This is a genomic window from Balneolaceae bacterium (assembly GCA_034521445.1).
GTDB lineage: Bacteria > Bacteroidota > Rhodothermia > Balneolales > Balneolaceae > JAXHMM01.
This window is the reverse complement of sequence record JAXHMM010000016.1, coordinates 1-26,308: the sequence shown is the minus strand read 5'-3', so window position 1 is coordinate 26,308 and position 26,308 is coordinate 1. Positions and strand designations below refer to the sequence as shown.

Below are 26,308 nucleotides of genomic sequence, written 5' to 3'. Positions count from 1 at the left end.
GAAAAATACAGGGAGTTGTTCGAGCTGTAGCCGGACGGCGATACAAACTGGCGTTCTGCTTTCGTATCTTGCCTGCGCATTCACTTATTCGATGTACGTGAAGCCGCAACCGAAAACCAATATTTGTTGAATGACGACCCTATCTATTGCCGACGAGACGAAACCGCTCCAGGAAGTCAGCCTGGACTGGATAGTCAGCACCATCAGCCGGAACCGGATCATGGATATCCGAAACTGCGTGGTGGTGGAGATTGAATCGGAGAAGATAGATCTCCGCCTGACTGCCAACTGTGAGGATCAGCGGCAGGCAAACTCTTCCAATGAGTTTGAAAGCCGCATCATGTTTTTGTGGAAAGACCTGGTGTTGAGTGAGGACGACCTGGATCCGCATGCGCTCTATGATTTCCTTCAGCGCATGGATCAATGGGTTGCCTATGAGCCCAAAAAATAGCCTTTACCGGGTTATTTGGTCTGCCTGCGATAGTTGCTGACGCCCATCTCCCGTTTCAATGGCCAGCAGGGCCACCACAAACCAATGTGTCATATATGTGGCATTAATATGCCATAACATAGTGAATGTATGGGCATATATTAAATTATACACCTATATACGTAGGTGATTTCCTTATATTTGTAATAATAATAGAATATTTATATGATATTGATACGGTGAATCCTCGTAAGGGGATATCACAAGATGTCATGGTTTCCACGCAATACTTTTAATCATTGTTTGGTGATATGGTAGGGTATCACACTTCGGTGTCATTTTGCATTCCTTTCATTGCCGCGGATCGGCGTATGATTCATTTCCTTCTGAGATCCCGCCACTTTGAAAATCCCTGACGTTCCCACCTTCATTTCAGGTATCCACATGGCGGCGCGGAAAGCACATTAAGAAATACAGGTTTCTACACAGACGTAAGGGTATCCTCCGTGCGTAGCGGACCGCCCCTCCTTGCTCATTTCCGTGCAATCACCGTCTCACATTTCATCAAGGAAAAGCCGAGACTATGAGTGCAAGAGTTACCATACTTAAATTATTGTTCCTGGTAATAGCGGCCACCCTGTGGGCCGGTCCAGCCATGGCGCAGATAGATGACAGCCTGTCGACCATCGAGGCCGACCCGAACAGCATCCCGGCCGACGGGTCGAGCACCTCGGACGTCACCGTCACCCTGGTCAACGAGGATGGCGACCAGCTCACCTCGGGCGGGGACAACGTGACGCTCTTCACCAACGGCGGGCTCCCTCGGCGCGGCGATCTCGGACAATGGGGACGGGACCTACTCGGCGGTGCTGACCTCGTCCACCAGCCAGGAGACGGCCGTTATCAACGGCGAAGTCAACGGCTCGGCGATGGTTGACCAGGCCCAGGTGGAATTTACAGATGATCCGGCCATAGACGACAGCCTGTCGACCATCGAGGCCGACCCGAACAGCATCCCGGCCGACGGGTCGAGCACCTCGGACGTCACCGTCACCCTGGTCAACGAGGATGGCGACCAGCTCACCTCGGGCGGGGACAATGTGACGCTCTTCACCAACGCGGGCTCCCTGAGCGGCGTCTCGGACAATGGGGACGGGACCTACTCGGCGGTGCTGACCTCGTCCACCAGCCAGGAGACGGCCGTTATCAACGGCGAAGTCAACGGCTCGGCGATGGTTGACCAGGCCCAGGTGGAATTTACAGATAATCCGGCCATAGATGACAGCCTGTCGACCATCGAGGCCGACCCGAACAGCATCCCGGCCGACGGGTCGAGCACGTCGGACGTCACCGTTACGCTGGTCAACGAGGATGGCGACCAGCTCACCTCGGGCGGGGACAACGTGACGCTTTCGACCTCGGCCGGCACCCTCAGCGGGGTGACCGACAACGGGGACGGGACCTATTCGGCGGAGCTTACCTCGTCCACCAGCCAGGAGACGGCCGTTATCAACGGCGAAGTCAACGGCTCGGCGATGGTTGACCAGGCCCAGGTGGAATTTACCGAAGATGATCCGGCCATAGACGACAGCCTGTCGACCATCGAGGCCAACCCGAACACGATCAACGCGGACGGCGCCAGCATCTCGGATATCACTGTCACGCTGGTCAACGAGGAGGGCGACCAGCTCACCTCGGGCGGGGATAACGTGACGCTTTCGACCTCGGCCGGCACCCTCAGCGGGGTGACCGACAACGGGGACGGCACCTATTCGGCGGAGCTGACCTCGTCGACGGTCGAGGAGACGGCGACCATTCAGGGCACGTTCAACGGCAATGCCCTGCAGGACCAGGCCCAGGTGACCTTTGAGGAGGACGACCATGACCCGCCCATCAGCACCGAACTCTCTAGCATAAGTGCTACTCCCAATGCCATTCTCGCCGACGGTTCGAGCACGTCGAACATCACCGTGCAGCTCATAGACGAAGCGGGCGATCCCATCGGCACCGGAGGCGACAACGTGACGCTCTTCACCAACGCGGGCTCCCTGAGCGGCGTCTCGGACAACGGGGACGGGACCTACTCGGCGGTGCTGACCTCGTCCACCAGCCAGGAAACGGCCACGATCAACGGTCGGGTCAATGGCTCGCCGCTGGAAGACCAGGCCCAGGTAGAATTTACCGAAGAAGATCCGGCCATAGATGACAGCCTGTCGACCATCGAGGCCAACCCGAACACGATCAACGCGGACGGCGCCAGCATCTCAGATATCACCGTCACGCTGGTCAACGAGGAGGGCGACCAGCTCACCTCGGGCGGGGACAACGTGCAGCTTTCGACCTCGGCCGGCACCCTCAGTGGGGTGACCGACAACGGGGACGGCACCTATTCAGCGGAGCTGACCTCGTCGACGGTCGAGGAGACGGCGACCATTCAGGGCACGTTCAACGGCAATGCCCTGCAGGACCAGGCCCAGGTGACCTTTGAGGAGGACGACCATGACCCGCCCATCAGCACCGAACTCTCTAGCATAAGCGCTACCCCCAATGCCATTCCCGCCGACGGTTCGAGCACGTCGAACATCACCGTGCAGCTCATAGACGAAGCGGGCGATCCCATCGGCACCGGAGGCGACAACGTGACGCTCTTCACCAACGCGGGCTCCCTGAGCGGCGTCTCGGACAACGGGGACGGGACCTACTCGGCGGTGCTGACCTCGTCCACCAGCCAGGAAACGGCCACGATCACCGGTCGGGTCAATGGCTCGCCGCTGGAAGACCAGGCCAACGTTGAGTTCCAGCTTGACGATCCGGAAGTCAGCAAAACGCTCTCGACCATTGAAGCCGATCCCAACGCCATTCCGGCTGATGGAACCAGTACATCGGACCTTACGGTGACGCTTGTGGATGAGAACGGCACGCCGCTCAGCGCAGGCGGCAACACGGTTGCTCTCTCCACGGATGCCGGCTCAATCGGCGGGGTGACTGACAACGGGGACGGCACCTATTCGGCGGTGCTTACCGCTTCCAACAGCATTGAGACCGCCACAGTTACCGGAACGGTGGACGGCAGCGCGATGACCGATGAGGCACAGGTCGATTTCGAGGCCGAGCCTCCGTCGGGTAATGAGACGGTTATCATGGAGAGCCCTGATGAGATCATGGCCAACGGATCCAGTACCTCGGAGATCGTGGTGGTGCTCTATGACGAAGACGGCGATCGCCGGCAGACGGGAGGCGCCGAGGTGGATCTTACCACCACCGATGGCACGCTCGGCGAGGTGACCGATCACGGAGACGGCAGTTATACAGCACCCCTGACCTCTGCCGAGGAACCTGAAACCGCTATCGTTACGGCCGAAGTAAACGACAGGGAGGTAGATGACCTGGCAGAAGTAGATTTCCTCGCCTTGCCGCCTTCCGGGGAGCGGTCCACCATCACGGCACTCCCCGGCGAAATTCCAGGTGACGGAGAGAGCACATCTATCGTAACCGTCAGCCTGTTCGACCAGAACGGCGACCGCATACAGTCGGGCGGGGAGAATGTGACCCTGTCCACCAGCGCGGGAAACCTGGGTTCGGTTACGGACAACGGGGACGGCACCTATACCGCCATGCTCACTTCCACAGAGGGCACGGCTACAGCGGTCATTACCGGACAGATAAATGGCTCGCAGATCCAGGACCAGGCCGAGGTTACGTTCACGGCCCCTCCTCCGTCGGATGATCATACGACCATTGAGGCCGATCCCAATGCCATCAGCGCCGATGGTGAGAGCACCTCCACCCTTACGGTGACCCTCTTTGATGCGAACGGCGAGCGAATAACCTCGAGTGGTGGCGAAGTCACGCTATCCACCACCGAGGGCACCCTCGGCAAAGTGACCGATCACGGTGACGGTACCTATACCGCTACGCTGACGTCCTCCACCCGGATCGTGGAGGCGGTAATTACAGGCCGTCTCAACGGCGGCGGCATCGACGACAAAGCCACGGTGCAGTTCAATGCCGGGGGTGTCTCGATTGAGGAATCGACCATCACGGCCGATCCCAACGCCATTCCTGCGGACGGGGAGGCTACTTCCGAGGTGACCGTTGTGCTCCGGGACGCCGCGGGCAACCGCTTGCCTGCCGGGGCCGCCGATGTGATCATATCCACGACCCTCGGCAGTCTTGGCGAAGTGACGGACCAAGAGGACGGCTCCTACACGGCCACCCTCACCTCTGAGCAGACTGCCGAAACCGCTGTGCTGACTGCCACCGCCGACGGGGAGGATATTGACGACCAGGCCGAGGTAATCTTTCAGGCGGGAGACCTTTTCACATGCGAGGTGCAGAATCTGTATCCCAACCCCTTTTCCGGGCAGATAACCTTCAAGCTCTCCGTGCCGGACGATGGAAATGTGCGCCTGCGTCTCTGGGATATTCTGGGACAGCGTGTGGCGACACCGCTGGACCGGGAGGTCTCGGCCGGTGTACATGAAGTTTCCGTAAACGGCAGCCACCTCTCAAGCGGGGTTTACATCTACCGCTACATCTGTCCCAGGCGGGGACAGATGGATACCGGGCAGGTGACTAAGGTGGGAGGAGGCTGAACCGGAGGGAATACCCCACCCCGCAGCATTCCAAACGAATATTGAATCAGAGCGTAAGCATATGATTTACCTGAAAAAAACGACACGCCTTCTTGCCACGGTTGCACTGCTCATTGCGGCAGTTCCGACGGGTTCGATGGCCCAGGTGGGCATTACCTCCGTTCCCTTTCTGCAGATTGAGCCCGACTCCCGGGCGGCAGGCATGGGCAACACCGGCGTGGCCATCGCCGACAACGCCTCGGCGGTCTTCTGGAATCCCGCCGGACTGGGCTTCCAGCGCGGAAGCCAGGTGAGCATCACCCACTCGGAGTGGCTGCCCAAGTTCAATGCCGACCTCTTTTACGACTACCTGGTGGGCAAGACCTACCTGGGCGGCTCCACTACCCTGGGCGCGCACATTACCTACCTTAACCTGGGCGAGCAGATCAACACCGACGCCGGGGGCAACAATCTCGGCCGCTTCAACAGCTATGAATTTTCCGGGGGCGTGTCGGTGGGCACCCAGCTGAACGCCAACTGGTCACTGGGCACGGGCGTGCGCTTTATCTACAGCAGCCTGGCCAGCGGCACCACCGTCAATTCCCAGCAGGTGGATCCCGGGTCCAGCATCGGCGTGGATCTTGCGACCATGTACCGGTCGCCGGCCTTCGCATTCTTCGGCAACGAGGCCAACGTCAACTTGGGACTGAATCTCTCCAATGTGGGTCCGGGCATCAACTACACCGAAAATGCTGAAAAGGACCCGCTGCCCACCACCTTCCGTATCGGCTGGGCGCTGACCACCGAGCTTGACCCTGAGGGTATCAACACCCTCACCCTGTCCAACGACATCTCCAAGGTGCTGGCCCGCGTGGACGACGGCGGCGAGCCCCACGGCATGTTCGAATCGCTGGTAAGCTCCTGGGGCCCCTACACCCGCGAAACCGGACAGGGCACGGCCACACTGAACACCTTCCAGCAGTTCATGTACGCGGCGGGCCTTGAGTACTGGTATAACGAGCTGTTTGCCGTGCGCGGGGGCTACTACTACGAGGATCCCAACAACGGCGACCGGCAGTTTTTCACGCTGGGTGCAGGCCTGCGCTATAAATTCTTCGGCGTGGACTTCAGCTACATCCACACCCTCGAGGAAGAGCACCCGCTGGCCAACACCATGCGCTTCAGCCTGCTGCTGAATATGTAAACAGGATGGGGAAATTCAGTCCAGGTCGGGAGTTTATCGCTTGCGGTAGTTGCTGACGCCCATTGACACCACCAGGAAGGCCAATCCTATGCCCGCCAGCCACTGGTACTGGTTCTTGTAGTCGGCGTATTCCTGGCTGGCGAATTCGCCCTGCTGCAGCTCATCCAGCCTCCCCAGGAAGCCGTCAATGCTCTCCCCGCCGGTCTCGATGGCGTAGTACTCCCCGTCGCCCTGCCCGGCGATGTCACGCAGTACCTGGGGCTCCAGGCGCGTGGTGACCACCTGTCCCTGTGCGTCGCGTTTGTTGCCGATTAGCGAGCCGCTCGCATCGTAGAGGGGGATGTTGGCGCCGGCCGTGGTGCCGATGCCCACGGTGTAGATGGAGACGCCCATGGAGGTAAGGGCCTCCAGTTCCTGGCTGTAGCCCTCTCCGTGGTTCTCCCCGTCGGACAAGATGAGCATCACCTTCGCGGCCTCGGTGGAGCCGCTCTCCTCGTCAATGGATTCAAAGGCCTGGCGGGCGGTTTCCATGGCCGCGCTGAAGTCGGTGGAAGTGGAGGGCATCTGGTCGGAATCTACGATGTCCAGGAAGAGACGCATGGCGGAGTAGTCCAAGGTCATGGGAGACTGCAGGTAGGCGTCGCCGGTAAAGACCACCAGGCCCACCCGGTCGCCCTCCAGCCGGTCGACCAGCCGGGAAATTTCGTACTTGGCCTTGTCCAGGCGGCTGGGCCTGATGTCCTCGGCGTTCATGGAGGCTGACAGGTCCAGCGCCACCAGAAGATCCACGCCCTGTCGCTGCACCTCGCGCACCTCGGTGCCTATTTTGGGCCCGGCGAGGGCGATAGCCAGGAAGAGCAGTCCCAGGTAGAGGCTGGCGGACTGTATGGTCTCGCCGGTATCCCAGTAGCCGCGGCGCAGTTTTTCAAAGAGGCTGTCTTCGAAGTACTGCTCGCGCTTTTTGTGCAGCTTACGGCGGTACCACCAGATACCGGCCGCCAGGGCGGGAATGAGCAGTAGAAACCAGAGGTAATGGATGTTTTGCCAGATCATGCTTTAAAGTCTAATAGTCGGGGGTTCCGGTTCCCCCATTTGGGCTAAATTTTGAGGTCGTATATATGTGATTTTTTCACAAAAGCTAAATGGCCCATGGGCCATGCGTGTATCCAGGAGCCGGTTGACGTTTCGGGATTTGTGATAAATTCACAAATATCAGGTACGAAAAAATCGCCCTGTGGGGGGTATACATGGTGCTTCCTGTACGGCCCGAAATTTAACAGCTGGTTTGGCATCAGTTGTCTTCGATTTCTTTCAAGAGCTCGAAGTAGCGCTGGATGAGCTGCTGGTAGTCCTGCTTAAAGCGGGTGCGCTGCGGATCGTTGAGCATGGAGCGGATGCGTTTCTGAAGTTCCTCCAGAGTGACGTCCGGGGGCGTGGCGCGCGGGGCCTCTTGGGCGGTGCTTCCTTCGCGCTCTTCTTTCTTCCCGCGCTCCTGCACGGCCTGCTGTGCGTTGAGCATGCGCGATAAAATGTTCTGCTGGCGCTGGGACACGTTGGCGTCGGTCTGTCCCCCGCGCATGTCGTTGATGCTCTGCTCCATCTGTTCGGACAGGCGTTCCATCTCGCTGAGCACCTCGTCGCCGGGCTCCAGCACGCCGCTCTGCTGCAGCTGCTGCAGCTGCTCGCGGATCTGCCGCTGCTGCTGCGCCAGCTGGTTGAGGCGCTCCATCTGGTCCTGCGAGAGCCGGTCGCCGGCCACGTCGTTGATCATCTGCTGGAGCTGTTCGTTGAGCTGCTGCTGGTTCTGGCTCATGCCCTGCATCTGCTGCATGAACTGCTGCATGCTCATGCTGGCGCTCTGGCTGCGGCTGTTGCTGAGCTGGTCGAGCAGCTGCGCCAGGGTGGTGGCCAGGTCGTTGATGCCGCCGAGCGACTCCCGCAGGGCGAAGGAGGCGTTGGACTTGTTGCGTTCGGCCAGATAGGTGACGGCGTTCTCGAGCTGCCGCTCCACCTCCAGCTTTTTCTTGTTGATGGAATTGGAGAAACCGGGGATCTGGGTGGAAAGGTTGAAGAGAGAGTCGGAGAGCTGGACGAAGTGCTGGCGTATGGTGCGCTGGGTCCGCGCCTGCTCCACGAAGGCCTGGCTGCGGTTGGCCAGCTGGTCGGTCTCCCGGGCCACCTCTTCTTGGTTGAGCGACAGGTCGATCAGCGAAAAGAGTACGTACTGCAGCCCTCTCATGTTGATTTGGCGACCCTGCTGGTTCATCTGCTGGCGGGCGCTGCGCATGGCGTCGGCGGACTGCTGCATGCCCTGGCTGATCTGCTGTTGCTGCTGCTGGATATGCTGCTGTCCCTCGCCGGGAGGCTGCTGTCCACCCTGCTGCTGTCCGGACTGCTGACTGCCGCCTTGCTGGCCACCCTGCTGACCAGCCTGGCTACCTTGCCGGCCCTGCGCCGTGCTGTCGGCGGCGGCTCCGGTCCCGGCGCTGTCCGTGGCGATGCTGTCGGCCTGCATAGCGCGCATCTGCTCCAGGTTTTCCTGCACCTGCGCGGCCAGGGAGTCCATGCGGGCGCCCTCCTCCTGCTGAAGCTGATCCACCTGCTCGCGCGCCTGCTCGGGGGCGTCCTGGTCCAGGGAGTCCACCTCCTCGCGCAGCCGCTCCATGTCCTCCTGGATGGCCTCCTGGCGCTGCACCTCTTCCCGGCCGGTCTGGTCACGTTGGCTGAGCTCCTGCTCCTGCTTGGCCATCTCCTCCAGGGTGTTGGCCAGCTTGTCCAGGTTGCTGTTGAGTTTGAGGCTGCGAAAAAGTTCCAGGGTGCGCTTGATGCGCTCGCTGTAGAGCTCCTCGTTGAATTCGTAGTTCTCCAGCGCTTCGCGGAGGCGGTCCTGGCTCATGCTGTCGAGGGCCTTCTGCAGCTCCTCCATGGCCTGCCGGAAGGCGGGGTCGTCGATCTCCTGCATCAGCCGCTGAAGCTCCCGGTAGCTTTCGCGGGTCTCAGGCGACACCGAGGAGCCCTGCTCCATCTGCTGCCGGAGCTCCTGGAATTTCCGGTTGAGCTCCTGTACCTGCTGCTGCATCTCTTCGCGGCGCTTCTGCATCTGGTCCAGGCTCTGGCGCTGCTCCCAGTTGGTCTGTGGATTCTCCCGCAGCTGCTGCTCGAAGCGGTCGAACTCCTCCTGCATCTGCTGGTTCTGTTCGCTGATTTTTTCGAGGGATTCCTCCACGTCGTTTTCCTGCTCGCTGAGCTCCTCCATCGATTCAGTCACCGAGGGGAAGCGGATGGTGACCGTGCGCGAGAGGCCCTCCTTGGGCCCGTTGTAGGGGTCGTTGTCCAGCACGCGAATGCGGAAGGTGAGGCGGTCGCGGGGGCCCGGTCTGAGGCGGGTGAGGTCCCACGTTAAGGTGCCGCTCTGCCGGTCGGCATTCCAGTCCAGGGGTATGCTGCCGCTGGAGGGGGTGTCGGTAAAGGCTTTCTGCAGCTCCCAGTCCAGGGTGGCGGCCTGCAGCCCGAAATCGTCGCCCACCTCCCACGTCACGTCCAGCGGTCGGGCGGTGCGCATCTCGGGATCGCCCTCGGGGGCGGTGATCTCCGCCCAGGGGAAGCGGTCGTCAACCGGCTCCACGGCGAAAGAGAAGCGGTTCTGGTTGGTCAGCCCGTTGGCGTCGGCGATGGTAAAGGAGAGGCTGTCGGCTCCTGTGAGGGTGAAGGCGTGCTCGAAGGCGGTGCTGGTTTCAGGCTGCTGCACCTTGTGCTGTACCCGCTGTCGTGCCTGGTCGGCATTCTCACCGGCGGTCTCCCCGGCGGCCCGGAGGGCTATGGAGGTGCCGGGCTTGTTGGTGGCGCCCCGTATGTGCAGCTCGGAGCCATGTATGGCCTCGATGCGCGAGAAGGGATAGCGGTAGACGGTGGAGTCGAGTCCGGTATAGGAGGGGGGACGGACGGTGACGGTAAGGGATTCAAAACGGGGCCTCAGCTGCACGTCCACCTGGTAGAGGGGGCTGCGGAAGCCGTCCATCTCCACGTAGTAGCTGCCGTCGCTCTGCAGGGGTACGCCCTCGAAGCGAAGGGTGTCGGGGGCGGTTGAGGCCGTGGCTGCGGTCCCCGCGGCGGAGCCCGTGCCGGCGGCTTCTGCGGCGGCGGCTGAACTCCCTGTGCCGGCGGACGGCGGGCGGCTGCGGTACTGCTGCTCCACGTCGGTCTTGAAGGCCAGGTTCACCCGCTCGGGGCGCTCCCCGTGGAAAACCACCCGCGGTTCCAGGCGGGCACCCTGCTCCAAGGTATGGTCGCCCGGCAGCACAGTATAATCATAGGGATTGGGCTGCTCGTAGCTCTTCCAGAAGTGCAGGGCGCGTCCCGAGGCGCTGCCGAAAACCAGCACGGCGGCCAGCAGGAGGGCCAGTGAGCTTCCGGCGCCGAGGCCGGCTCGTCGCAGCAGGCGTTGGTTGGAAGAGGCCTTCAGGTAGGCTTCCAGCTCCGAGCGCACCTGATTCCGGTCCAGTCCTTTAAGGTTGGCGCGGATGGCGGTTTCACGAAGGCGGGGAGAGGCGTCGGCGCGGTCGTGGAGCCGCAGGTCGAGGGCGTGCCGAAGCACCGGGAGATCGCGCGCCTTGCAGAAGTCGAGGTAGAAGGCGCGGAAGCCGGTCACCTTGCGCCGGCGCATAAGCAGCCAGGCGACGGCCGCCGCGGCAGCTACGGCCAGAACCAGGATGGTGGTCTTGGCCCAGGCAGGCAGCCATAGCTCGCTCTCCAGCAGGCTCAGCAGGGCAAAGCCGGCTGCCGGAGCCAGCAGGGTGAGCAGGAGGGAGGCAGCCAGGTATTTCCGGCGCAGGCGTTCCCAGGCCCCGCGGAGCATCTTTTGCAGCTCCTCCAGACCGCCGCTGTCGCTATGTGGGTTCTGCTGGCTCAATATTGCATTTCCTTAACGGCTTTCAAGCCCTCCTCGTGCGCGCGACCCTGTAATAAGATATAAAAATGGGACGATGCGCCAACCGGCGTACCGTCCCATCGCTGCAAGGTGGGATCCCCGAAGGTTTACCTCCCGCTTGCGGTCACCTCCGATGCACGTTCGCCAACCATGCACGCTCGCCTCCCCCGTGCGGGGAGTGAACGAGGGCTACCGCCGGCTGAGCTGGGTGATGGTGGTAGCCAGCAGGGCGGCCGTGGAGATGATGGCCGAGAGCAGGCTCACGCGCTCCTGCGGGGATAGACGGGCGGCCTCGGGTTTCTGCGGTACCATAATGGTGGCGCCGGGCTTGACGTCGGGGTAGTTGCGGAAAATGGCCAGGGGATGTTTGGTACGGCCCACCTCCCCGTTGGCATAGATCACGTAGGCGTCACCCTCGCGCGCCAGGTTGCTGTAACCCCCTGCCTGGGTGATGTAATCCATGAAGTTGCTGCCCTCGCTGAAGCGCACCGAGGTTTCGTGAAAGACGCCGCCCTGGATGCGCACGGTCTGCAGGGTGCGCGGGATAAAGAGGGAGTCTCCGGGTTCCAGGTAGAGGTCGTATCGGGAACCGGGATTATCCACCACCTCGGCCAGGTTGATGCCTACCTGCTGCTTGGTTTCCAGGGCGGGACCCTGTTGCTGCTGAAGTTGCTGTTCCCCGGCCTGTTGACCCTGGGTCTGTCCCTGTCCCCCGCCCACAGTGATATCTTCACCGCCTTGCACCGTTACCTGCTGGCTCGCGGCGGCCTGCGTCTGCTGCTGGATGTTCTCCTGCCGGCGGAAGAGCGCGGCACCTTCCAGGTAGGCCTCCGAGGTCAGTCCCCCGGCCCGTTCGATGAGGTCGGAAATACGGTCGGTCTTGCTGCTCAGGCTGTAGGCGCCCGGGTACTGCACCTCGCCCACGAGCCGGATCTCCTGCTGGTTTTCGTAGTTGGGAAGCTCGCGCACATAAATGCGATCGTAGGGCTGCAGGGTGAACCGGCTGGCCTGCTCGTCAATTTCCAGGTTCTCGTCCACCGAAAACTGGAAGGTTTCGGCGATCTGCCCGTTGGTTCGGCTCTGGTCCATGTCGCGGATGCGTCGGGCCACCTCGATCTGGTAGGGCGCCGCGCTTTGGGTAAATCCGCCGGCCCGGAAGATGGCGTCCTCCAGGGTCATGCCCTCCACGTAGTCCAGCTCGCTGGGATTCATGACCGGTCCGCTGACCCGGATGGTCCAGTCCTCACGCATGTCGAAGATGGAGTTGATGCGGATCTGGTCCCTGGGCTGCAGGGCGATGTCGTTGGCCTCGGGGTTTTGCATGAGTTGGCGCAGGTTGACCTGGATGGCTTCGAGCTCGAAGTTGTCCTGCTCGCGGTAGATGAGGGCGCGGCTCATAAAGGCGTCCTCGCGCAGCCCGTCGGCCCGCTGGATCAGCTCGTAGAGGGTGGTGGATTCGGTTACCTGGTACTGGCCCGGCCGGTAGACGGCCCCGTTGAGGGTCACCGCGTTGGCAAACCGGTCAAGCACCTTGCCCACGTGCACCGAATCGCCGGAGGCCATTTCGTAGTTGGCGAAGTTTTCCTGTCCCACGTCGGCGACCTGTCGCTCGGTGGGCGTGTTGCCGACGATGCGTACGCGTGCCTGGTAGGCCTGGTCGGTAAAGCCGCCGGTGTATTCGATGAGGTCGGCCAGGGTTTCGTCCTGCTGCATCTCGTAGATGCCCGGGCGTTTGACCTCCCCGGAGACTTCCACGCGGTCGATGTAGGGATGCACCCGGATCAGGTCCTGGGAGCGCAGACGGATGTCGTCGCTGCGGTCACCGTTTACCAGCAGGTCGTAGAGGTCGAAGGTCACCGCCACGCTGTCGCCGCGGATGACGTCAATTTTGCGGAAGGAGCCCGTCACCGAGGGTCCGCCGGTGACATACAGCAGATTGAGTACCGTGGAAAAGGAGGGAATGGTGTAGGTGCCGGGCATGGCCGCCTCGCCGATGACCGTCACGGTGATGCTGCGCGACTGCCCCAGCGATACCTGCATATAGGTGTCCTTCTGGCTGGGGTCGTTGGGACTCAGGCCCGTGTAGATTTGGCTCATTCGTTCGTAGAGCTTCTGCCGGGCATCCTCGATGGTGAGTCCGTCCAGGTAAATGGGTCCCAGGTTGGGGATCATGATATTCCCCTCGGGCGAAATCTGCAGCTGGTAGGTCTGCGCGTGGGCGCCCCAGACATCGATGAACACCTGGTCGCCGCTTCCCAGCACGTAGTCGGTAGGCGTGGGGATGTTCATGATGGGTTGGAAAGCCGCGCCTTGGCCGCCCTGGCCTTGTTGCTGACCCTGTACGCCCTGTTGCGGGCCGGCCTGCTGTCCGAAGAGCTGCTGGCGCTGGAAGAGGTTATAGCCGAAAATCTTGTCGCGCATCTTCTGTTCGGCCAGCAGGATGGAATCGCGCCGGGTAATGTAGCGGATCTGATCGATGGTGCCGTAGGTCCGGAGGGAGTCCACATCGGTCTGGGCCCCGAATACCTGGTTAAAATCCTGCAGCAGGGCGTCGCGGTTGCGGGCAATTTCCTGGGCGCCGCCGTCCTGGCCCATGCCCGAGCGGGCCTGGTTGAGGCGCTGGCGCAGCGCCGATGCCTGGGAGGGAGGGAGCCCCTGCTGGACGGCCAGTTGTACGGTCTGCTCCACGCTGAGTCCCCGGGCCTGGGAGGCCTGGTATATGCGGCTGATCTGCTGCTCGGAGAGGTTGTCGATGTTGGTCGTCTGGAAGTTGATGTCGCCCAGGTTTTGGGCGGTGGCTACGGTCGCCAGGCTTAACAAGAAGATGACGAAAAAACTCTGTATCAGTCGCATTAAATATCCCGTCTGGTTTGGTCGTCGTTAGCGTGAATGATGCAGGCCGAATTTGTAAGCGGTCAAATTAACCAATTTTAGGCAAAAAAGAAGATGGTTCTTTGACGCGGAGGGTGGATTAGAGCTCGTTCAGGGTGAGCGTCTTATCAATCCCGTATTTGCCTTCGTGTTTGCGTACGGTAATAACCTCCTCGAGGGCGTCGTGTTCCAGAAAGAGCAGCCAGCCGCCCGGCGCTTGCCTGCTCCAGAAAGGATTCCTTCTCCTTGAGGGTCTGTACGGGATACATGTCGTAGCCCATAATCCAGGGGAGGGGCACATGCACGTGGGTGGGGATGAGGTCGGCCATGAAGACGAGGGTGGTGCCGCCCCCCTCGATCTTGGGCAGTTGCTGGGAGATGGTGTGGCCGTGCACCGGGATGGCGGTGAGGCCGGGCTCGTACTCGTGGTTTTCCTCGACCAGGTTGAGCCGGCCGGAATTTTTCCAGGGGACGCAGGTTTTCCTCGAAGAAGCTGGCGGTTTCTCGCTTGTTGGGATTGTTGGCCGTTTCCCAGTGCTTGGCGGTGACGTGAAACTGTGCCGCGGGGAAGATGACTTTTGCGTTTTTTTGGCCCTGCTTCTGGTCGGTCTCGTCGGTTTGCTTCCCGCCCTCGACCCATTGGGTGGTGCCCCCGCAGTGGTCGAAGTGCAGGTGCGTGAAAATGACGTCGGTGATGTCGCCGAGCCCGAAGCCGTGGGCTTTCAGGGAGCCCTCCAGGGTGCTGTGGTTGTGATCCACCTGGTAGATCTTCTCCATCTTCTCGCCGAACTTGGTGCCGATGCCGGTGTCCACCAGGTAGCGGCGGCCGGTGTTTTTGGATTCGATCAGCAGGCAGCGCATGGCCATGGGGATGCGGTTCTTCTCGTCCGCCTCGATCTGCCGCGACCAGAGCGTCTTGGGCACCACCCCGAACATGGCGCCGCCGTCCAGCCGGAAGCGCCCCGCTTCGATGGTGTAGAGGTGGAAGGGGCCGATTTCGGTGTGGGAGAGGCTCATGATGTGTTGCGCTAATCGGTTAGTTTTTTCAAATCGTTCAAATCGGAAGGGCGGCCGGTTGCCCTTTTATTGATTCGCAGTTGTTCCTTGCCAATGGTGTACTGCGCTATTATACACTATCTGAGCTCTATTGTCTAACGGTTGGGTGGCAATCACGTGGGGAGGGGGGTACTCCCATATGGGGCCGATAATGCCGGTCGATATTTGTGAATTTTTCACAAATGACTTTTGACGGAAGGGCACGTGGAGCATATATGCCCTCTTGGGTCCGCGAACTTTTGTGAAAAAATCACAAATATGGAGAGCCCTATTTGGTCACTTTGGGAGCCCCCCCCAATGGACCTCCGTGTCCCCATGCCCCCCCAATGGCCGCTCAGCCGCATGGTCCCACACGTCCCCACATGGCCTCCATGGCCGCCCATGCCCGCCTGACATTTCTCCGGCGTGGTTGAACAGTTGTCTAAACCCGGCAAACATTCGATTCATCTTTTAAAATTGGTGTCAAATTGGTTCCTTGGTATTGCGAGATTTCACTGCGTTTTATCTCCTGATGCCTCCAGGAGGCCATCACCGTGTATTTATGCAAGATGCCCGAGAGCAGTTATTCGGCGACATAAACTGGCTTGTACTTCGCCGGGCCGGACTGGCCCTATATGGATTGCTATGCCTGCTTTATCTTTTTTTCGGACATCCAAGCGCCGACGAGGGGTGGTATCTCAATGCTTCACAGCTGACCCTGGAGGGACTCGCACCCTATCATGACTTCGCCTTCACCCAGATGCCGCTGTTGCCCTATCTCTATGGGCTTGTGCTGGAACTGGGCGGATCGGAGATGTACCTGGGACGCGTGTTTTCGGCCGTTTGCTCCATGGCCTCCATGGCTCTGGGGGTGAGCATTGCGGGGCGGCACGCAGGCGAACGGGGCGCGGCCCTGACCGCTTTGCTTTTCTGTAGCTTTACTTTCGGCATCTATTATCTCGCACTGGTCAAAACCTACGCCCTGCTGAGCCTGCTGATTATGCTTGCGCTGTATGTGATGAATGCGGGCATGGATGAGCGCCACGCGTGGTTTCTGGTCCTGCTGTTTGCGTTTCTGGCGGTGACGGTGCGGCTTTCGGCCCTCGCGTTTTTCCTGCCTGTAGCTTCTTACGCGATCTGGAAGGCGATCTACTCTCCCCGTCCCCGCCTGAACCTGGCGCTGCGGGCCGGTTTCTGCGTGGCGCTGCTTGCGGGTTTCGCATGGTATGTATATCCCTGGACGCCCGTGGTATGGTGGAATATCCTGGGCTATCACATGGCCCAGTGGGGAGACGCCGGCCTGGCAGAAAAAATAGCAAGCATGGCGGCCCACCGTCTACCCTCTTTTGTGGCCTTCTATGATTATTACCTATTCCTTGCGATTCCCCCGCTGGTGCTGGCGGTGTGGGACCAGAAGCTGCGGGATAGCCTATGCGCCTTCCTGCGAAATCGTCCGGAGCTGGGGATCTGGGCCGGGGCCATCCTGCTTTTCGTGCTGAGCCATTTTCCCGCGGGGGGATGGCATCTGGAATATTTCGTTCCCTCCATCGCGGCCCTGTTGCCTCTAGTGGCTATCGCCTACGACCGCCTGCTGGAAAAATACCGGGCGTCGGCCGGCGGTCTCATCCTGGCGGGAATTCTGGCGGTAGCCCTGCTGGTGGCCCCCATGCGCCACAACGTGCAGCACCTGGATCTTTCCGGCGACCTTCCCCTGGAGGAAATACGCACCCTGGGGGAGAAGGTTGAACGTCAGTCGGACCCGGGAGAACGTCTCCTGGTATTGGAAGCCATGTGGCTGGTGGTGGAGGCGGACCGTTCCACGCTGCCAGGCATGTCCATGGCGCATTTTTCCTACCTGGAGATGGAGCGGGAGCGGGCCCGGAGGCTGGGTTACGTGAACGGTGAAATACTCCTGGAGTACATCCACGAGTCCCGGGCGGAGCTGGTTATCCTGACCGACCGCGACTGGGGACTCTTCCGGCAAAGGGACGTGGCCGGGCAGGTCCGCCGCGGCCTGTCCAAAGGCTATCGCCTGGAAAGCAGCCGCCGGATCTTCGGCCGGGGCAACAGTCTCATTGAGATCTATAAACGGCTCTGAGAATGGTTATCGATCTGAAAACCGATCCGGTTCCCGAACTGCAGCCCTATGATGTCTGCATTGTCGGGGCAGGGGCGGCCGGCATCACTATAGCCCTGGGGCTGGCGTCAAGTTCCCTGCGCGTGTGCCTGGTGGAGAGCGGCGGGTTTGAACCTTCGGAGGAGACGCAGAATCTCTACACGGGAGAAACCGCCGGCAATCTGCCGGGGGAGGGTTATCTGCGAGGTACCCGGCTTCGCTATTTCGGGGGTACTACCAACCACTGGGGAGGCTGGTGCCGTCCCCTGGATCCCATCGATTTCGAGAAGCGTTCCTGGGTGCCTGACAGCGGCTGGCCCATCGACCGGGCCGAATTGGAACCCTGGTACCGGGAGGCCGAGCGCCTGGTGGAGATCCGTCCTTTCCACTCGCTGTCCAAAAGGGGGCACCTGGACCAGCGCGGGCATCGCTTTGACGGCATGCGCACGCCCTGGTTCCAGTGGAGTCCCCCCACCCGGTTTGGTGACCGTTACCGCCGGGAGATCGTAGAAGCGGAAAACATCGACCTCTTCCTCAACGCCAATGTCACCGGTTTCAGGTTGGGGGAGAACGCCAGGCGGGTCGAACGACTGCCGGTGCGATCGCTGAATGGGAAAGCGATGGAAATCGAGGCCGCCCGCACCGTGCTGGCCTGCGGAGGCATCGAGAATCCCCGCCTGTTGTTGAACTGCACCGAGGGGCCGCCAGGCGGACTGGGCAACGGGCATGGGCTGGTGGGCAAATACTTTATGGAACACCCCCATTACGGCGGGGCAGGGCTGGTCCTGGTATGGGACGCTCGGATCATACGCTGGGGTCGGTGGCGGGAATTCCGCCTGCATAACCGCGAGGATGTTCCCCGGACCCGCTTTTTTGCCCTGCAGGAAAAGACACAGCGGGAGGAGGAGCTGCTGAATATTTCCTTCCAGTTTCGCCGCCTGCTTTCTCTCTCCGATCCCGGGCTGGGAGAGCGGGAGACTTCCATGGCGAGGGCGGTGGCCCGGCTATCCGAACAGACCCAGGTGGAGCTGTCGGACTGGGACCGGCTTACCGGGCTTCGACTGACCGACCAGGCTCAGCTTTTTACCTGTTACGTCCGCGCGGAGCAGATACCCGACGCCTCGAACGCCGTGAGGCTCACGGGGGAAAAGGATGCGCTGGGATTGCGAAAAGTCCGCCTTGCCTGCCGGGTGTCGTACCGCGAGGCGGACAGCTACCGCCGCTCGCTCCGTCTGCTGGCCGGCGCGCTGGGCAGGGAGCGGATGGGGCGCCTGCGTCTGGATCTGGACAGGGCAAGCCGGGTGGATGGCGGGGCCCATCACATGGGAACTACGCGGATGAGCGCGCACCCGGGAGAGGGGGTGGTGAATCCCGACTGCCGGGTTCACGGTATGGATAATCATATAGTAGCGGGCAGCTCGGTTTTTCCAACTTCCGGCTTCGCCCATCCCACCCTGACCCTGGTCGCTCTTGCAGCCAGGCTGGCGGATCATCTCAGGAAGAGCGCCTGACACGGTAGAACAAGAAGCAGATGCGAGCTATTGAAAGGGTTTGTAATGCGACTCGTCGGCCAGATCAAGAAGCTGGCGGTCGCCCTCGCTGTCTCCGTAGGCGATGATATGGCAGGCGTCCAGATCGGGTATGAGCGACCGTAAGCGGGCCGCTTTTACCTCCCCGTAACAGTTCCGGCCCTCCAGTCCGCCGGTAATACGGCGGCTGTCCCGGCGGATCGAAGAGCAGATTACATGGTGAAAGGAGTGGCTAACGCCCCACGGTTTGACGTACAGATCGGGCGAGGCGCTAATCAGCACGAGGGTATGGCCGGCGGCGCGATGATCGGCTATGCGATCGAGGGCGGCCGGTCTCAGCAGGCCGGGCAGGACTTCGTTGAGAAAGAATTGGCTTGCCTGATCAACCGTGCGAGTCGACTTACCCCTGAGAAATGTATCCAGTAATTGATTTTTGGCTTTTTCGTTGCTAACTATGCCCAGGCCGTAGGCCAGCAACCAGGGCATGCACCTGGTCATCCCGGCGAAAAACTCAACGGGTGAGCTGAGATGCCACAGCCAGGGCAGGAGGGTATCGCCGCTGGTTATGGTACCGTCAAAATCGAAGACGGCGAGGACCTCTTTGGTATCGTTTACGGGCATGGTTAACAAGCGTTCATAGGGATTATGGCAAATCACGAACATTCCGGGATGGAGGACCGATCCTCGGCGGGGGACCGCCCTCAATCCCTGCCGCGCCTGCTGCTCCGGGAGCTTCGCCTCCACCAGTGGGTCAAGAATGTACTGGTTTTCCTGCCCTTTATCCTGGCCCACGAGTGGGATATCACGGATAAGTGGATATCGGCCGTCTATGCGTTCTTCTCCTTCAGCCTGGTGGCCTCCTCCGTGTATGTGGTCAACGACATCTGGGACCGTGAAGCGGACCGCCGGCATCCCACCAAGAGATATCGCCCCATTGCTTCCGGTGCGCTTAGCCTGCGGGTCGCCTGGATCACCGTGCCCATCGTGTTGCTGGGGGGGCTGTCGCTGGGCTGGTTTCTCATTTCCCCGAAATTCGCCGGCGTTCTGCTGCTCTACGGGCTGGTTAACTGCAGCTATACCTTCTACCTGAAGCGCAAGGTCATGCTGGATGTCCTGATCCTTGCCGGCCTCTACACGACCCGACTGTATGGAGGGGCCGTTGCCACACAGGTTGAAATAAGCGAGTGGCTCATGGGATTTTCCCTCTTTTTCTTTCTGAGCTTGGCGCTTATCAAGAGGTATACCGAGCTCATGGACAGGAAAGACGACGATGCGGGCATTCGCAGCAGCAGGGGTTACGAGGCGGGGGACCTGAACCTCCTGATGTCTACCGGGATTTCGTCCGGCCTGATATCGGTGCTGATTTTCGCCCTCTATCTGAACAGCGAGACCGTTCGGCAGATGTATGTTCTCCCGCCCCTGCTCTGGCTTATCACGCCCGTGCTTATCTACTGGATTATGAGAATGTGGAGTGTGGCCATACGCGGGAACATGCATGACGATCCGGTGGTGTTTGCCGTCAGGGACTGGGTCAGCGTGTCGTGCGGCGTGCTGATCCTGGCGCTCCTGTTTCTATCCACCCAGTTATGACGCCATTGACCACCCGTAATCCGAGTGAACGCCCAAGTGAACGCCCAAGATCATCGTGGCGCTGGCCATCAGGTTATCCGAACATCTGAAAGGGGAGCTCAATCATGGCTGAATCTGATACCTTAAGCAGGCGAAAATTCCTTCTGATATTACTGGGCACGGCGGGACTCTCTTTTGCCGGGGGATACTATCTGCGTTCGTCCTCCCTCCGGGAGACCCTTGAGCGGCTGGAGGAGGGCCTGGATGAGGAGGAGTTGCTGAAGAACTTTTCAGGTATACGGCAGGAAATGCAGCACATAGGGGAACGGGTCATGAACGATCCCCTGAAAGGCTATACCCGGCAGCAACTCGTCGCCGAGCTGGACGCGTCGCTGGCCTCGCAGCAACTTTCCAAGAGGGTGATGCTGGACCTGGACGACAAGCTGAAATCTCGTCTGCGTTCGGACTTTGAGGAAAACCGTACCTTCCTGGTTGACAACTGGATCCTCACGCAGACCGAGGCAAAAATCTGCGCCCTGTTCTACCTGGCGTCGTGAGTGGTGCACCGGGCGGCGCGTCCTGAGCCCGAAACCGATGGCCCCTATTCTCCGCTAATGGCAAACACGGCCAGCGATTCCGTCCGGTAGAGGGCCTCGAAGGAGTCGGGAATTTGGTCGGAATCCGGATCGAGGAGGAATGAGAATTGCGGCAGCGCAGACCGGGCTGCCTCGTCGTAGACCAGGTAGTCCGCCATTGGGATGTTTTCTTTGCTGGGTAGTGGATAGATATGGGCATAGGTAAAGGTGCGGATTCGATCGCTGGTTGCCCGATAGGCCGGAAGTCCATCCAGGCTGCCCGTATAATGAGAAGGCAGGCTCATGTAGCCCGTGCCGGCGTAGTAGGCCCGCGCGGGGTGAAAGGTCATCACATAATTTTCCTCCAGATCGGAAGCGTGCCCGCGTATGGTGCGGGTGACTTCTTCGCGGTACGTCAGGTTGCCGCCATCCGTTTCGTCCGCCAGGTATGAGCTGATTTCCATGGACGTCATACCCGCGGAGGTGAGTCCCAGTATCAGCAGCAGCACGGCAGGCAGCCTGTAGGTGGCGACAGCGGGAAAACGTTTCGAAATTTTGGAGGCGAACTCCCGGTAAAACATCAGGGAGATGATGGTCGTAAAGACGATCCAGCTGATAAATACCTGTTTGAAAATAAAGGCCTGGGTGACGATCAGCAGGTAGAGCGCAAAGGAGGAGTACATGAAGAGCAGGACCCGGACCTTGAGGGTCAGCAGGCTCCGAAAGATGGCCGGTACGAGAAAGGGAGCCAGCACACCCGTCGTGGCCACGATGAGGTAGATGCTCCTGATCAGGTTGGAGGACCAATTCTGCAGGTAGGCCCCGGGGTAAGCCAGAAAAATATCCAGAATTCCGCGAAAATCGGCCTGTGCACTCCACCACCAGGTGGAGGACCCGCCAATTTCAGGCGCGACCACACCGGCACCTATATTCAGGTGCTGCCAGGTATGAAGCGGCCAGCCGTTGCTGAGGGTGTTGTATATCCACCAGGGAGAGGAGACCAGGGCAAAGCCTGCCAGGATCATGCCCGATGAAGGGAGGGCTTTACGCCTGTCCATCACCAGAAAAGGGACCAGCAGGGCGGTCGGAACCAGCGCGTAGCTGGTATAACGGGACAGTCCGGCCAGTCCGCAGAGCAGTCCCACGGCCAGGAACTCTTTACGGGTCGGCCGGTCAAGGGCCTTCAGCATCAGCAGCAGGGCCGATACGAAAAAGAGGGCGTCCAGCATGTGATTTTCGGCCTGGAAGCTGAGCAGCAGGTAAATGTGATTTACGGCGAGGAAGGCCTGGGACAGCAGCGCCACCATGCGGTCGCCGCTTAAACGCATCGCTAGCCGGTAGGACACCAACAGCAGGGCCACGCCTGCCAGGCAGGAGATCAGCTTGCCGGCCTGTAATCCACTCATAACGAGTCCTCCAAGACCTATCAGCAGGGAATACAGGGGAGGCCAGAAATGAGAGCTCCATCCACGATAGCCGCCTCCCTCCATCAGCTCCCTGCCGGCAAAGTACTGCATCAGGCCATCCCACTCCTCAAAGAGGTTATGAGACAGGAACAGGGGAATCAGCAGGAGACCGAACAGGAGTGGGATGGCCCAGGAGGGAATGCGCGCGCTCCAAGTATCTACTCCCGCAGTCTCTCCCGACATGTGGCGTTTGCTAGGTTTGAATCATAGAATTACTTTCAATGGCAGCGAATGTATTAATTTATGGGGAAAATCTCATATTCGTCCCGAAATGGATAGCAGGACGTTACTTTAGCGACCGGGCTGTCCCCCTGTATAATCACGTTATAGCTTTTTCATGAAGAAAACCGTAAGCGGGTGGGGTCGATACCCGGTGATGGAGGCGGAGGTGCGGGAGCTTCTGCCGGGCTCGACGCCTGCCCTTCCGGAGGAGGGGGTTATCGCCCGAGGACTGGGCCGCAGTTACGGGGACAGCGCGCTAGCGGACACCCTATACCGTACTCTTCCCCGTAACCGCATGCTTGATTTCGACGGGGAGCGCGGGGAGCTGCACTGCGAGGCGGGGGTTTCTTTTGCCGAACTGCTGCGGGTCTTCGTGCCCAGGGGCTGGTTCCCGCCCGTGACGGCCGGTACCAAGCATATTACGGTGGGAGGGGCCATCGCCAGCGACGTGCATGGCAAAAACCATCACCGGGACGGCTGCTTTTCGGATTACGTAAGGGAGCTGACCCTGCTGGGGCCGGGGGGAGAGATTTTCGCCTGCTCGCGGGAGGAGAACCCGGAACTATTTCACGCGACGTGCGGGGGTATGGGACTCACCGGCATAATCCTGGAGGCCCGGATGCGGATGAGGCCGATCGGGAGCTCAAAGTTGGATGTTATGACCCTGAAGGCGGAAAACCTGGAGGAGATTTTCCGCCTGATGGAGGAGTACGGCGACTGGCCCTACTCCGTGGCGTGGCTCGACTGCATGGCGGGGGGAAGGAAGCTGGGACGATCCCTGTTGATGGCGGGCAGATTCCGGGAGGACGGCCGACTTGACTACACGGAGAAGGCCGCCCCCGGCATTCCCTTTACCCTGCCCGGTTTTCTGCTGAACAGGGGAACCGTTTCGGCTTTTAATGCCCTCTATTATCACCGCGTACGTGGCAAACGCACCTCGGGAATCCAGGATATCCATTCGTTTTTTTATCCCCTGGATATCATATCGAACTGGAACAGGATCTACGGCAGGCAGGGGTTCCTGCAATACCAGTTTGTGCTGCCTAAGGAAAACAGCTACGAGGGCATGAAGTCCGTATTGGAGGAGATCAGCGCCTCCGGCATGGGTTCCTTTCTCTCCGTTCTGAAGCTTATGGGACCGGAAAACGATAATTTTCTTTCCTTTCCCCTGGAGGGATATACGCTTGCGCTGGATTTCAAGGTGCAGCCGGGCCTGTTCGATTTTCTGGACGGGCTGGATTGCCTGGTAGCTGACCTGGGAGGCCGCATTTACTTGACGAAAGACGCCCGTATGTCGTCCGGCATTTTCGAAGAAGGCTATCCCGGGCTGCAGCGTTTCCGCGAGGTGCGTAATAGCTATGGCATGGCGGGGTGTTTTGAATCAGAACAGTCACGAAGACTCGAAATCTAAGATGCATATACTGATATTGGGCGGTAATTCGGACATCGGACTTGCCATTGCCCGGACCTACGCCGAAAAGGAAGGAGCCTCCCTTACCCTGGCATCCCGGGACACCGGGGAGTTGGAACGAAATGCCTCCGATTTGTCCATCCGGTACGGCGTGGAGGTGGACACGGTTCGCTTCGATGCCTGCGATTTTGATGCTCACAGGGACTTTTACAAGCAGCTGGAGAACAGACCCGACGGGGTGGTGCTTGCTTTCGGGTACAACGGGGACCAGGAGAGGGCGCAGGCCGATGCAGAGGAGCAGCGTACCATCATCGAGACCAATTTCCTGGGGGCGGCCAGCATCCTGAGGGTGGTTGCCGAAGATTTCGAAGTGCGGGCGAACCGGGATGGGGAATCGTTGTTTATTATTGGACTCAGTTCGGTGGCGGGCGAGCGGGGACGGAAGGCCAATTATGTCTACGGGAGCTCCAAGGCCGGCTTGTCGGCCTATCTTTCAGGCCTGCGCCAGAGGCTGGCCCCGCAAGGTATACAGGTTGTCACGGTGAAACCGGGCTACGTGGACACCAAAATGACGGCCGGTATGGACCTGCCGGGCCCCCTGGTACTGTCGCCCGATAAGGTCGCCCGGAAAACGTATTCCGCCTGGAAGCGGGGCAAGAGCGTCACCTACGTAACCTGGTACTGGCGCGTGATCATAACCCTGGTGAAAATGGTGCCCGAACGGCTTTTCAAGCGACTGGAAATATAAGGGTGCTGCGTGCTCAGACCGGGCAATATTTTCATTTAATTTCATGAACCATGGTCTTAAACCTTCGAAGTGATACCATCCCGGAACTGGAGCCTTACGACCTGGCGGTGGTGGGCGCCGGCGCGGCTGGCATTACCATAGCCCGGCGACTGGCCGGATCGGGTCTGCGGATCTGCCTGATCGAAAGCGGTGATTTTGAGCAGGAGGAGGAGACCCAGAGTCTGTACGGAGGAGAAGCGGAGGGAAACATACCTGACGAGGGATACCTGCAGACCTCCCGCCAGCGCTTTTTCGGCGGGACGACCAATCACTGGACCGGCTGGTGCCGTCCGTTGGATCCCATCGATTTTGCGGAAAGGGATTGGGTGCCGGGAAGCGGATGGCCGCTGGACAGGGAGGATTTGGAAAAATACTATCGGGTGGCCGAAGAGCTGGTGGAGGTTCATTCGTTTCGGCCGCTGGACCGGATACAGAGGGATTGGAACCGTTCGCAGGAGCAGACCTACGGATTTCGCGCACCTTTTTACCAGTGGAGCCCTCCCACGCGGTTCGGACAGAAGTACCGGTCGGATCTTGAGGAAGCCGGGAATATAGACATCTTCATCAACGCAAATCTCACTAATATTCGGCTGGGCGATTCGAGGAGGAGGGTTCGCTCCCTGGAGGTCAGCTCACTGAATGACCGTCAGATTTCGATCGATGCCGAAAAGGTGGTTTTGGCCTGCGGAGGTATTGAGAATCCCAGGATACTGCTGAATTGCCGGGATGAGGTCCCGGAGGGTATTGGCAACGAGCATGGCCTGGTGGGCAAGTATTTTATGGAACATCCCCACTACGACAGCGTGGGGCTGGCCATGGTATGGGATCTCTTGTCGTTCCGGCAGTACGGGCCCTGGGCGGAGTTTAGCTTTAAGGACAGGGACGGTGTATTGACCTGGCGGGTTTTTTCGCCGGATGAGCGTTTGCAGAGGGAGGAGGGTTTGCTGAATATTGCCATCTATCTGGATGACGTGATGGTTCTCAACGATCCGGACCTGGATGAAGATCAGCGGCAATTCGCCGAGGCGTTGGCCCGGACTTCGGAACGGCTGATGGAAAACACCTCCCTGGTGGATCGGCTGGCTGGCAAGGCCATTTTTGACATTACCAACCTGTATACCTACCGGATCATGGCGGAACCTATGCCCCGGGCTAGCAATGCCGTCACCCTGGTCAACGAGCAGGATGAGCTAGGCATGCAGAGGGCGCATCTGACTTCTCAGGTTCATCCGGATGAAGTTGAAAATTACCGGCGCTCCCTGCGCCTCCTTGCGAGTGCGCTTGGGCGAATGGGGGAGGGCCGACTTCGCCTGGATCTGGATGAGGAGAGTACCGTCGGGGGAGGCAACCATCATATGGGAACTACCCGTATGAGCGAGCGTCCGGAGGAGGGCGTGGTGGACAGCAATTGCAGGGTACACAGCGTCGAAAATTTATATATAGCGGGCAGCTCGGTGTTCCCTACGGCGGGTTTCGCCAACCCGACGCTGACGCTGGTGGCGCTGGCTGCACGGCTGGCCGATCACCTGGAGCAAGAAGCCGGTTAACCGTGCGGCCCGCGGGATCGTGTGATCGCAGGATTTTGCAGTCTG

Annotated in this window: 17 protein-coding genes; 11 read left to right on the top strand and 6 right to left on the bottom strand. The window is 60.1% G+C overall.

What is annotated here, in order from left to right; genetic code table 11:
* Positions 1-130: 130 nt before the first annotated feature.
* The 4 genes from U5K31_13825 to porV all read left to right on the top strand — a co-directional run bounded on the left by U5K31_13825 (position 131) and on the right by porV (position 6,208).
* A complete protein-coding gene (locus U5K31_13825) occupies positions 131-451 on the top strand; it encodes a hypothetical protein (protein ID MDZ7773799.1) in 321 nt (106 codons plus the stop codon).
* A gap of 634 nt (positions 452-1,085) precedes the next feature.
* Positions 1,086-1,367: an Ig-like domain-containing protein gene (locus U5K31_13820; GenBank protein ID MDZ7773798.1), complete on the top strand. Its 282-nt coding sequence runs from the start codon at positions 1,086-1,088 to the stop codon at positions 1,365-1,367.
* Entirely contained in the window at positions 1,297-5,025 is a 3,729-nt protein-coding gene (locus U5K31_13815) for an invasin domain 3-containing protein (GenBank protein MDZ7773797.1), read from the top strand. The genes U5K31_13820 and U5K31_13815 overlap by 71 nt, the downstream gene beginning before the upstream one ends.
* Before the next feature lie 61 nt (positions 5,026-5,086).
* Positions 5,087-6,208: a type IX secretion system outer membrane channel protein PorV gene (porV, locus tag U5K31_13810; protein ID MDZ7773796.1), complete on the top strand. Its 1,122-nt coding sequence runs from the start codon at positions 5,087-5,089 to the stop codon at positions 6,206-6,208.
* Between the two features lie 33 nt (positions 6,209-6,241).
* Here the strand turns inward: porV and U5K31_13805 are convergent, their stop codons facing one another.
* From U5K31_13805 to U5K31_13790, 4 genes are all read right to left on the bottom strand, one after another.
* On the bottom strand, positions 6,242-7,261 hold the full coding sequence (locus U5K31_13805) for a VWA domain-containing protein (GenBank protein ID MDZ7773795.1): 1,020 nt from the start codon (positions 7,259-7,261) through the stop codon (positions 6,242-6,244).
* Positions 7,262-7,499: 238 nt separating this feature from the next.
* Positions 7,500-11,117, bottom strand: a complete 3,618-nt coding sequence (locus U5K31_13800; GenBank protein ID MDZ7773794.1) for a DUF4175 family protein — start codon at positions 11,115-11,117, stop codon at positions 7,500-7,502.
* Between the two features lie 207 nt (positions 11,118-11,324).
* Entirely contained in the window at positions 11,325-13,988 is a 2,664-nt protein-coding gene (locus U5K31_13795) for an SLBB domain-containing protein (protein ID MDZ7773793.1), read from the bottom strand.
* A 129-nt stretch (positions 13,989-14,117) separates the two neighbouring features.
* Positions 14,118-15,023 (bottom strand): MBL fold metallo-hydrolase, encoded by a 906-nt coding sequence (locus U5K31_13790; GenBank protein ID MDZ7773792.1) that lies wholly within the window; start codon positions 15,021-15,023, stop codon positions 14,118-14,120.
* Positions 15,024-15,603: 580 nt separating this feature from the next.
* Here U5K31_13790 and U5K31_13785 point away from each other — a divergent pair.
* Together U5K31_13785 and U5K31_13780 are read left to right on the top strand one after the other, a co-directional pair.
* Positions 15,604-17,139 carry a glycosyltransferase family 39 protein gene (locus U5K31_13785; protein MDZ7773791.1) on the top strand — a complete coding sequence of 512 codons (1,536 nt, stop codon included), beginning with the start codon at positions 15,604-15,606 and terminating at the stop codon, positions 17,137-17,139.
* 2 nt (positions 17,140-17,141) lie between these two features.
* Positions 17,142-18,668, top strand: coding sequence for a GMC family oxidoreductase (locus U5K31_13780; GenBank protein MDZ7773790.1), 1,527 nt, complete (start codon positions 17,142-17,144; stop codon positions 18,666-18,668).
* 27 nt (positions 18,669-18,695) lie between these two features.
* On the opposite strand, the gene U5K31_13775 is transcribed toward U5K31_13780, so the two are convergent.
* Positions 18,696-19,307, bottom strand: coding sequence for an HAD family hydrolase (locus tag U5K31_13775; protein MDZ7773789.1), 612 nt, complete (start codon positions 19,305-19,307; stop codon positions 18,696-18,698).
* Positions 19,308-19,331: 24 nt separating this feature from the next.
* Here U5K31_13775 and U5K31_13770 point away from each other — a divergent pair, with 24 nt between their 5' ends.
* Together U5K31_13770 and U5K31_13765 are read left to right on the top strand one after the other, a co-directional pair.
* A complete protein-coding gene (locus U5K31_13770; GenBank protein MDZ7773788.1) occupies positions 19,332-20,276 on the top strand; it encodes a UbiA family prenyltransferase in 945 nt (314 codons plus the stop codon).
* Positions 20,277-20,380: 104 nt separating this feature from the next.
* A complete protein-coding gene (locus tag U5K31_13765; GenBank protein ID MDZ7773787.1) occupies positions 20,381-20,812 on the top strand; it encodes a hypothetical protein in 432 nt (143 codons plus the stop codon).
* A 44-nt stretch (positions 20,813-20,856) separates the two neighbouring features.
* Here U5K31_13765 and U5K31_13760 read toward each other — a convergent pair whose 3' ends face one another.
* Positions 20,857-22,479: a glycosyltransferase family 39 protein gene (locus U5K31_13760; protein ID MDZ7773786.1), complete on the bottom strand. Its 1,623-nt coding sequence runs from the start codon at positions 22,477-22,479 to the stop codon at positions 20,857-20,859.
* Between the two features lie 154 nt (positions 22,480-22,633).
* On the opposite strand from U5K31_13760, the gene U5K31_13755 reads away from it, so the two are divergent.
* From U5K31_13755 to U5K31_13745, 3 genes are read left to right on the top strand one after another with little or no spacing between them, the layout of a single operon-like run.
* Positions 22,634-23,929, top strand: coding sequence for an FAD-binding oxidoreductase (locus U5K31_13755; GenBank protein ID MDZ7773785.1), 1,296 nt, complete (start codon positions 22,634-22,636; stop codon positions 23,927-23,929).
* A 1-nt stretch (position 23,930) separates the two neighbouring features.
* Positions 23,931-24,677: an SDR family oxidoreductase gene (locus U5K31_13750; GenBank protein ID MDZ7773784.1), complete on the top strand. Its 747-nt coding sequence runs from the start codon at positions 23,931-23,933 to the stop codon at positions 24,675-24,677.
* Positions 24,678-24,727: 50 nt separating this feature from the next.
* Positions 24,728-26,263, top strand: coding sequence for a GMC family oxidoreductase (locus tag U5K31_13745; GenBank protein MDZ7773783.1), 1,536 nt, complete (start codon positions 24,728-24,730; stop codon positions 26,261-26,263).
* Positions 26,264-26,308: the final 45 nt, after the last annotated feature.

Coding starts and splice junctions, on each gene's coding strand:
- U5K31_13825 (MDZ7773799.1), top strand. CDS start 131: ATGACGACCCTATCTATTGCCGACGAGACGAAACCGCTCCAGGAAGTC.
- U5K31_13820 (MDZ7773798.1), top strand. CDS start 1,086: ATGGCGCAGATAGATGACAGCCTGTCGACCATCGAGGCCGACCCGAAC.
- porV (MDZ7773796.1), top strand. CDS start 5,087: ATGATTTACCTGAAAAAAACGACACGCCTTCTTGCCACGGTTGCACTG.
- U5K31_13805 (MDZ7773795.1), bottom strand. CDS start 7,261: ATGATCTGGCAAAACATCCATTACCTCTGGTTTCTACTGCTCATTCCC.
- U5K31_13795 (MDZ7773793.1), bottom strand. CDS start 13,988: ATGCGACTGATACAGAGTTTTTTCGTCATCTTCTTGTTAAGCCTGGCG.
- U5K31_13790 (MDZ7773792.1), bottom strand. CDS start 15,023: ATGAGCCTCTCCCACACCGAAATCGGCCCCTTCCACCTCTACACCATC.
- U5K31_13785 (MDZ7773791.1), top strand. CDS start 15,604: ATGCAAGATGCCCGAGAGCAGTTATTCGGCGACATAAACTGGCTTGTA.
- U5K31_13780 (MDZ7773790.1), top strand. CDS start 17,142: ATGGTTATCGATCTGAAAACCGATCCGGTTCCCGAACTGCAGCCCTAT.
- U5K31_13775 (MDZ7773789.1), bottom strand. CDS start 19,307: ATGCCCGTAAACGATACCAAAGAGGTCCTCGCCGTCTTCGATTTTGAC.
- U5K31_13770 (MDZ7773788.1), top strand. CDS start 19,332: ATGGCAAATCACGAACATTCCGGGATGGAGGACCGATCCTCGGCGGGG.
- U5K31_13765 (MDZ7773787.1), top strand. CDS start 20,381: ATGGCTGAATCTGATACCTTAAGCAGGCGAAAATTCCTTCTGATATTA.
- U5K31_13760 (MDZ7773786.1), bottom strand. CDS start 22,479: ATGTCGGGAGAGACTGCGGGAGTAGATACTTGGAGCGCGCGCATTCCC.
- U5K31_13755 (MDZ7773785.1), top strand. CDS start 22,634: ATGAAGAAAACCGTAAGCGGGTGGGGTCGATACCCGGTGATGGAGGCG.
- U5K31_13750 (MDZ7773784.1), top strand. CDS start 23,931: ATGCATATACTGATATTGGGCGGTAATTCGGACATCGGACTTGCCATT.
- U5K31_13745 (MDZ7773783.1), top strand. CDS start 24,728: ATGGTCTTAAACCTTCGAAGTGATACCATCCCGGAACTGGAGCCTTAC.